This is a genomic window from Kamptonema formosum PCC 10802 (assembly GCF_000332335.1).
Classification (GTDB): domain Bacteria; phylum Cyanobacteriota; class Cyanobacteriia; order Cyanobacteriales; family Oscillatoriaceae; genus Oscillatoria.
In genome coordinates, this window is the sequence record NZ_KB235950.1 from 38,286 (window position 1) to 46,184 (window position 7,899).

The window sequence follows — 7,899 nt, forward strand, 5'->3', positions numbered from 1 at the left end:
ATGCTCCCGCTAGAGGCAGGCCAACCTGAAGGCAAGCCACTCGCCCTCCGCTGGCTTAAAGGGCACAGAATCTCACCCCTTCCAGGGGCGAGAGTGTCAATATACTCGCTCCCCCCCCTGCAAGCGGGCGCAGGCTTTCGGTCACTTTTTTTATTGCACCGGCGTTTCAGGGAGCAGTGTCGCGCATCAGCGTGCGGCAAGAAAGGGGGAAGGTGTATAGCTGACCGCAGGAGCGGGGCGGGGTTTAATCAAAAACAGCAGCGTCAACCCAGGAGAAGAAATGCCCAAAATGACTGCATCCTTAACACTCAGCTCATTGGCGGCTCTTTGGCTCGTCAGAACAGAGAGGGATTGCAGCCCCGCATTTGCTGTTGCAGGCAAAGGCGGGAACCGACTTTCCTGAGCTGGGGTAACTGTCAGAACAGGAGCTGCCAACTAACGAAAACATCGTGTAAATTATAGAGAGCCTGAGCAGTTAGATTAGAAAAGCACCAGAAATAAAAAAAATGTAAAAATCAAGTATTGCTTGGGATGAAAAGCTAGAAAGATAACATAATGCCTGGGGAGAGCCAGAGGAAATTGAGGGGGAAAATATGGAGCGAGAAAGAGTGAAGTTAACGGGGCCGGTGGGACCAGAAGAAGCACTTGAAACTCAGGCAGAAACTTATCCCCACTATCCCTACCGGCAAGCTTTTACTATCCCGCACTGGCGTCACGAGTTAACCGCCTGCGTCCTGACTCCGACGGAGTGACTGGCGCGACAGTCGTTGAAGTCCCGGACAGAACTGTCAGCCCGCCCGAAACTGCGGGTTGCGAAAGCGGGCGCGACGCCGGCACATGGGCAATTGCCCCCGCCGGCATGTTCAGCACCTATCGGTTCCAAGGCGGGCGGCGTCAGGAGCGGATCTGTGAGAGTTCAGCTCCGCACGCGCCTTTGCAAGCGGGCGGGAGTGAGTTGCTTTGCAACAGCCTGGGAGCCAGTAAAAGCTTGAAGTCAAAATTCCGCACTCAGCACATTCGGGGGGGTCCCGACCTGCGGACTCTGAGAGTGCCAGCGAAAGTCAGTGCCGGCGCGCTGCAGAACACAGAGGAAGTTTGCCCAAATCTAGCCCGCACACCGGCAGCGCATTCCACACAGAGGAGAGATTGATGCAGAACACCGCAAGCCAATTGAGTCGGGGAGAGATCGCTCAATCTATGCAGGCGAACCGAGCGCTGGAGGCGCTTGCGATCTGGGCGCTGCGCCAGATTGAGCAATGGCCCTGCCGGTGGGCCAGTATTGTCCAGTTCGACCATGAAGCAGGCGTCGCTCTTGTACTCGCCACGAACATCACGAGCCCTTCTGCGCCGGCACCGCAAGAGCAGCCGCCGGTGGCGACGGGAGCCCGCCTGCCTCTGGAAATGTTTGCCAGTATACCACAGCTGCGGCTTCGGAAAATTTACCTAGTGGAAGACATCCTGCCCCTTTCTGCGCCCTCAAAGGCGACAGCTGCGCTCGCTGCAGGAGGGGTGCGCTCTTGCCTCCATGTCCCGCTGCTCGGACAGGCGGAGGACGGGCTTTTCAGCGGGTCGCCCCTGCTGGGCTGCCTGGAACTGACCGCCGAAACTCCGGGCGCATTCACTGCCGAACACATTAAACTGGCTTGCCAGGTGGCCGACATCTTGGGAGCTGCTATGCAGCAAACGATGGTTTGCGCTAGCGCACCCGCTCCGCAGGATCTGCAGGTGCAGCGCCTCGTCGGCGATCTGGAACACTGGCTGGCTGATGGCACCGGCTTTGAGTGGGAATTCATCTCGTCTGTGGCGGGGAAGGGCGAGCAGCAGGAGAAAATCAGCGCCAGCCCGCGCTCGGGGGCCGTTGCTGGCCAGCCTGCCCTTTCGGTGGGGGGTGCGCCTGAACAGCAGCACCGGCTCGGCGGTGCCGGCCTCCGGGCAGTGCGCCACTGTGCTAATCTCCAAGAAATTCTCAGCACCAGCGCAGATCTTGTGCGGCAACTGTTGCAAGCAGAGCGGGCGATAGTCTATCGCTACGGTGGGGATATGCAAGGCTCAGTGGTTGCGGAATCTGTGGGGCCTGGCTGGCCGTCCATGCTGGGATTGGTGCTTCGTCTCAGGGCACCGGCGGCTCCTTTGGGGGTGCCCTGGGGAGTCCAGAACCCATACCTGCGGCAGTATCAGCTCGGGGGCATTCAGGCGGTGGGGGATATCCACTCAGCCGGTCTGGACTCCTGTCACATCCAGCTGCTGGAGTTGTTTGATATTAAGTCGATGCTGGTCGCGCCGATCTTGATCAAAAGTGAGCAGTGCCTTTTGCCTTTCGCCCAGTCAGAAGTTCCTCTTCCGCCAGATGTCCAAGAGCCGGACACGCAGTTGTGGGGGCTGCTGATGGTGCACCAGTGCGCCAGCACACGGCAGTGGCAGCAGTTTGACATTGATTTGCTAGGCTCACTGGTGACGCAGGTGAAGGTGGCTGTGGAGCAATCTAGACTGTTGGAGATAGAGCTAGCCGGCAACACCTTATTGGCGCGTCACGTGGAGGAGCGCACAGCTGAGCTGCAGCAGGCGCAGGAGGCTTTGGCAGCGATCGAACGCATCACTGACAAACTCCGCGACAGTTTGGATGAACGGGTGATTTTGCAAGCGGCGGTGCGGGAATTAGCTCTGGCGCTCCGAGTCGATCGCTGCAGCGCCTCTACCTACAGCGCTGACGGAACTACCCGCACAAGCTGCTGCGAGTATCCCCCCTCGGAGCTGGCTTCACAAGCGGTTCCGCCGGTGATGGCTTCTTCTCCTGAAGTCTGCCACCAGCTACTGCTGTGCCAGGATGTTCAGTTTTGCCCGATCGGTGGCAGCAAAAGCTTGGGTGCGGTCGCTATGTTGGTTTGCCCTATTTTCCACTCTCAAGAGGCAATCGGCGACCTGTGCCTGGTCAAGCCGCCAGAGGGAGCTTTTCGCGAGCAAGAGATCCGGCTGGTGCGGCAGGTGGCTTCTCACTGCGCTATCGCAATCCGTCAGGCCAGACTGGATCGAGTCGCGCACACCCACAAGGCGGAACTGGACAAACTCGCTCGCCTCCAAGAAGATTTTTTGAGTACAGTTCCCCACGAATTGCGGACGCCGCTCGCGAATATGAAAATGGCGATCCAAATGCTGGCTATCGCTCTCAATCAGGACAGGGAGTTTTTTGCCGACCTAGCTAAGCCGGAGGCGCAGCGCAGCAAAGTGGCTCGCTATTTCCAGATTGTCCGCAACGAGTGCGAGCGAGAGATCCGTTTGATCGAAGACCTGCTGGAGTTGCAGCAGCTCGATGCCGGCTCTCACCCTTGGGCACCGGCGATTATCGACCCGCACCGGGTCATACCCGAAATCGTGCGGAGTTTTCAAGGTCAAGCCCAAAGACAGCAACAAGCTCTGGCGCTCGACATGCCTGCCGACTTGCTCCCTGTAGTCGGCGACCCTTTGCTTGTGGGGCGCATCCTCCGAGAATTGCTCACCAATGCCTGCAAGTATACGCCGGCTGGCGAACAAATTACCGTGAGCGTCAGCATTACCGGCGGTTGCCTGCATCTGAGCGTGACGAATTCCGGAGCTGACATTCCGGAACAAGAGCTCTCGCAAATTTTCCGGAAGTTTTACCGCATTCCCAAAGCCGACCAGTGGCAGCAGGGCGGGACTGGACTGGGACTGGCTGTGGTGCAGAAACTGACAGAGCGCTTGGGAGGCTCGATACAGGTGAGCAGTGAAGCCGGTTTAACCTGCTTTAGGGTTGAGCTGCCGGTGAGTGGCCTAAACAAAGGGGGTGCGTGACGGGAGCTTCTGCGCCGCCGGTGCCTTGCTAAGATCCTTCTAGTACAAGGTGAGACAATTACACCCAGGGGCCGCCAACTGTGGCTGGAAATCTTTCCCTTTCCTCCTATTGCCCCCCAGCCTCCCGCTCCCCTGCTATTTTTTCAGTCAGGAGGTTAGCAGCTATGTGCCGAAACGGGCGGGCACCCTACGGGAATGCTAGAAACCTACCGCACGAGTCCTGCAGATACAGTGAATTCCGCCTACCGCCGGCACTCAAGTCTGAGACGTCTGGCCTGAGTGTGGCCCTCCCACAGCGTACAGCCAGCGCCGGCTTCCGGGTGGGAGCGGCGCTCAGTTTAGCAGCGGTGCTGGGATTGGGGACCGGAGTCTGGTTGCTAGAAAGCTCCGCCGCCCCCCAGATTGCCCGAGCGTATACCGCGCGCGCTGACATTTCTCTGGCCAGTGAACTGGGTGAGAGCTACGAAACCCTGCTTCGCAGAGCTGAAACAGTGGCTCGGGCAGCGGTTCAGCGGAGCTTTGACAGAGATATTTTGGTCAGCGAAGTTTCGATTGTTGTTCTCGCTGAAAATAAAGGGGCAATTGCACCGATTCTGTCCCTAGAAGTGAGTCGCAATCAGTGGCGAACCAGGCCAGCTGCCAAGCGATGGGCCAGATACTATCCTAGCTCTAAGACTCTGCTGGGGTTTGGCACACCTCAACCTGCACCCGGGCAACCGGGCGCAGCACCGGCAGGCCAACCGGGCGCAGCACCAACAGGCCAACCGGGGAGAGCTCCAGCAGGCCAACCGGGCGCAGCACGGGGACGGCAGCCCGGCAGATCGCCAGCACGACAGCCCGGCACAGCACCAACAGGGGAACCGACTGCCGCACCGACTGGGCCGGCTGCACCAGCAGGGCAACCGACTGCCGCACCGGCTGGGCCGAGCGCACCCGCTACTGGGCCGAGCGCGCCCCCGACCGGGCCGAGCGCACCCGCAACCGGGCCAAGCGCACCCGCGACCGGGCCAAGCGCACCCGCGACCGGGCCAAGCGCACCCGCGACCGGGCCGAGCGCGCCCCCGACTGGGCCGAGCGCACCCGCCACTGGGGCTGGCAGTGTGCAGAGCGGGGAGCCGACTGTCGTGCCGGCTGGGCGTTTCAATCCCGTGGCCGGGATTCCGCTGGGAAAAAATATTCTTCTCCTGCCGCCTGCTGAAATCATTATCCCATTCATTTCGGCTTCTTTGCATTAGTCGGGATGCTCCCAAAAGGTTGGCCAGCTTTCCTTCGCCGTATCTTTCCCCCACCAGAGCCAAGTCCACCCCCAGCTTTTCCGCGTTTAATCTGCTTTTTGCTTTAAGTTAATCTGGCTATTTAAACCTTTCTAACTTAACTTCTTGGGATAAATAATACCTTAGATAGTGCAAATTAAATGCTTACTATTCCTCTGGCTGGTTGATTAATTGCATTCCGGTCTGGGCGAGATTAGCAATAGCCCATGCCCACACCCAATGGTTAGGGGTTAGGGGCTGGGTTCCTCGACGGAAGCGCTCGCTCACCCCATGTCCCAGCCCACCGCAGTGCCCAATCCAAAATGGTTGCATCCAAAATCCTTGCATCCAAAATCCAAAATTGCCCGCGCTCTATTCAGAAAAGAGGGGATGCCTTATAATAGAAAGATTGTCGAAAATTAACAGTTTTTACTGTCATGGCCGTCCCAAAGAAGAAAACATCGAAATCCAAGCGGGATAAGCGCAAAGCCACCTGGAAGCGCAAGGCGACGCTGCAAGCCCAAAGAGCCCTGTCGCTGGGCAAGTCGGTTTTGACTGGACGCTCTACCTTTGTCTATCCCTCTGCTGAGGAGGAAGAGGACGAATAGCCCACTGGGGATTGGGCATGGGGCATCATCGCATGGGGCATTGCGGATTGGGCATGGGTTTCTGTGGGGTGTCAGGGAACACCGGCACCCCACCCCTGACACGGGCCCGGAAAACCGGCAGGGGTTGACACTTTCGCCGATGATTTTGTGTACCAATGGTTCACAAATTTTCCCTGGGACTCTTCTATCTGTAGATGCACCGGATCAATGCCGGCGGCACCGGCACCCCACCCCTGAGACGGGCCCGGAAGGGAGGCAGGGGTTGACACTTTCGCCGATGATTTTGTGTACCAATGGTTCACAACTTTTCGCTAGCACTCCTCTCTCTGTAGGGACTAATGCCGGCGGCACCGGCACCCCACCCCTGAGACGGGCCCGGAAAACCGGCAGGGGTTGACACTTTCGCCGATGATTTTGTGTACCAATGGTTCACAAATTTTCCCTGGGACTCCTCCATCTGCAGATGCACCAGATCAATGGCGGCGGCACCGGCACCCCACCCCTGAGACGGGCCCAGAAGGGAGGCAGGGGGTTAACACTTTCGCCGATGATTTTGTGTACCAATGGTTCACAAATTTTCCCTGGGACTCCTCTATCTGTAGATGCACCGGATCAATGGCGGCGGCACCGGCACCCCACCCCTGAGACGGGCCCGGAAGAGAGGCAGGGGTTGACACTTTCGCCGATGATTTTGTGTACCAATGGTTCACAAATTTTCCCTGGGACTCCTGTCTGTGCAGAGGCACAAGACTATAGCAGCAGTCATATTGGTTAGAACAATAGAAGCTTCGGGAGCTCTGGAGCAAGGGAGGCCGAAATGTAGCTTTCCTAAATGCTTACTGCTATATAGACGTAGGGCAGGCGTCCCGCCCCCCTGAAGGTCTAATGTTCTAACCTAAGTGCATACTGCTATAATGCCGGCGGCACCGGCACCCCACCCCTGAGACGGGCCCAGAAGGGAGGCAGGGGGTTGACACTTTCGCAGATATTTTGTGTACCAATGGTTCACAAATTTTCGCTAGCACTCCTCTCTCTGTAGAGGCACCGGGGGAATGTCAGGGAACACCGGCACCCCACCCCTGAGACGGGCCCAGAAGAGAGGCAGGGGGTTGACACTTTCGCAGATGTTTTGTGTACCAATGGTTCACAACACTTCGCTAGCACTCCTCTCCCTGCAGAGGCACCGGACTAATGCCGGCTGCACCGGCAGCCCACACCTGAGACGGGCCCGGGAGCCCGGCCCGCAGGGGGTTGACATTTCCCCGAGAATTTTGTGTACCAATGGTTCACAACTCTTCCCTGGGACTCCTCTCCCTGTAGAGGCACCGGACTAATGCCGGCGGCACCGGCACCCCACCCCTGAGACGGGCCCGGAAAACCGGCAGGGGTTGACACTTTCGCCGATGATTTTGTGTACCAATGGTTCACAAATTTTCCCTGGGACTCCTCCATCTGTAGATGCACCGGATCAATGGCGGCGGCACCGGCACCCCACCCCTGAGACGGGCCCAGAAGGGAGGCAGGGGGTTGACACTTTCGCCGATGATTTTGTGTACCAATGGTTCACAAATTTTCCCTGGGACTCCTCTATCTGTAGATGCACCGGATCAATGGCGGCGGCACCGGCACCCCACCCCTGAGACGGGCCCGGAAAAACGGCAGGGGTTGACACTTTCGCCGATGATTTTGTGTACCAATGGTTCACAACTTTTCGCTAGCACTCCTCTCTCTGTAGGGACTAATGCCGGCGGCACCGGCACCCCACACCTGAGACGGGCCCGGAAAAACGGCAGGGGTTGACACTTTCGCCGATGATTTTGTGTACCAATGGTTCACAACTTTTCGCTAGCACTCCTCTCTCTGTAGGGACTAATGCCGGCGGCACCGACACCCCACACCTGAGACGGGCCCGGAAAAACGGCAGGGGGGTTGACACTTTCGCAGATATTTTGTGTACCAATGGTTCACAAATTTTCGCTAGCACTCCTCTCTCTGTAGGGACTAATGCCGGCGGCACCGGCACCCCACACCTGAGACGGGCCCGGAAAAACGGCAGGGGTTGACACTTTCGCCGATGATTTTGTGTACCAATGGTTCACAACTTTTCGCTAGCACTCCTCTCTGTGTAGGGACTAATGCCGGCGGCACCGACACCCCACACCTGAGACGGGCCCGGAAAAACGGCAGGGGGGTTGACACTTTCGCCGATGATTTTGTGTACCAATGGTTCA

At 58.2% G+C, this 7,899-nt stretch carries 6 protein-coding genes; 4 read left to right on the plus strand and 2 right to left on the minus strand.

Annotation, left to right across the window (positions count from 1 at the left end; all coding sequences use genetic code 11):
• Positions 1 to 593: 593 nt before the first annotated feature.
• Genes OSC10802_RS51980 through OSC10802_RS45160 form a run of 3 tightly spaced genes read left to right on the plus strand, consistent with a single transcriptional unit; the run spans position 594 to position 3,807 of the window.
• The gene (locus OSC10802_RS51980) at positions 594 to 752 is read left to right on the plus strand and encodes a hypothetical protein (protein WP_017721232.1); all 159 of its coding nucleotides are present in this window, start codon (positions 594 to 596) and stop codon (positions 750 to 752) included.
• Entirely contained in the window at positions 749 to 1,150 is a 402-nt protein-coding gene (locus OSC10802_RS0134020) for a hypothetical protein (protein ID WP_017721233.1), read from the plus strand. Before OSC10802_RS51980 ends, OSC10802_RS0134020 begins: the two co-directional genes overlap by 4 nt.
• The gene (locus OSC10802_RS45160; protein WP_017721234.1) at positions 1,150 to 3,807 is read left to right on the plus strand and encodes a GAF domain-containing protein; all 2,658 of its coding nucleotides are present in this window, start codon (positions 1,150 to 1,152) and stop codon (positions 3,805 to 3,807) included. The genes OSC10802_RS0134020 and OSC10802_RS45160 overlap by 1 nt, the downstream gene beginning before the upstream one ends.
• A 669-nt stretch (positions 3,808 to 4,476) precedes the next feature.
• Here the strand turns inward: OSC10802_RS45160 and OSC10802_RS51985 are convergent.
• Positions 4,477 to 4,740: a hypothetical protein gene (locus OSC10802_RS51985; RefSeq protein WP_155969074.1), complete on the minus strand. Its 264-nt coding sequence runs from the start codon at positions 4,738 to 4,740 to the stop codon at positions 4,477 to 4,479.
• 757 nt (positions 4,741 to 5,497) lie between these two features.
• Here OSC10802_RS51985 and rpmF point away from each other — a divergent pair.
• Positions 5,498 to 5,668, plus strand: a complete 171-nt coding sequence (gene rpmF / locus OSC10802_RS0134035; RefSeq protein ID WP_017721236.1) for a 50S ribosomal protein L32 — start codon at positions 5,498 to 5,500, stop codon at positions 5,666 to 5,668.
• A gap of 298 nt (positions 5,669 to 5,966) precedes the next feature.
• Here rpmF and OSC10802_RS56035 read toward each other — a convergent pair whose 3' ends face one another.
• Positions 5,967 to 6,101, minus strand: a complete 135-nt coding sequence (locus OSC10802_RS56035) for a hypothetical protein (protein WP_255349220.1) — start codon at positions 6,099 to 6,101, stop codon at positions 5,967 to 5,969.
• Between the last annotated feature and the right edge of the window lie 1,798 nt (positions 6,102 to 7,899).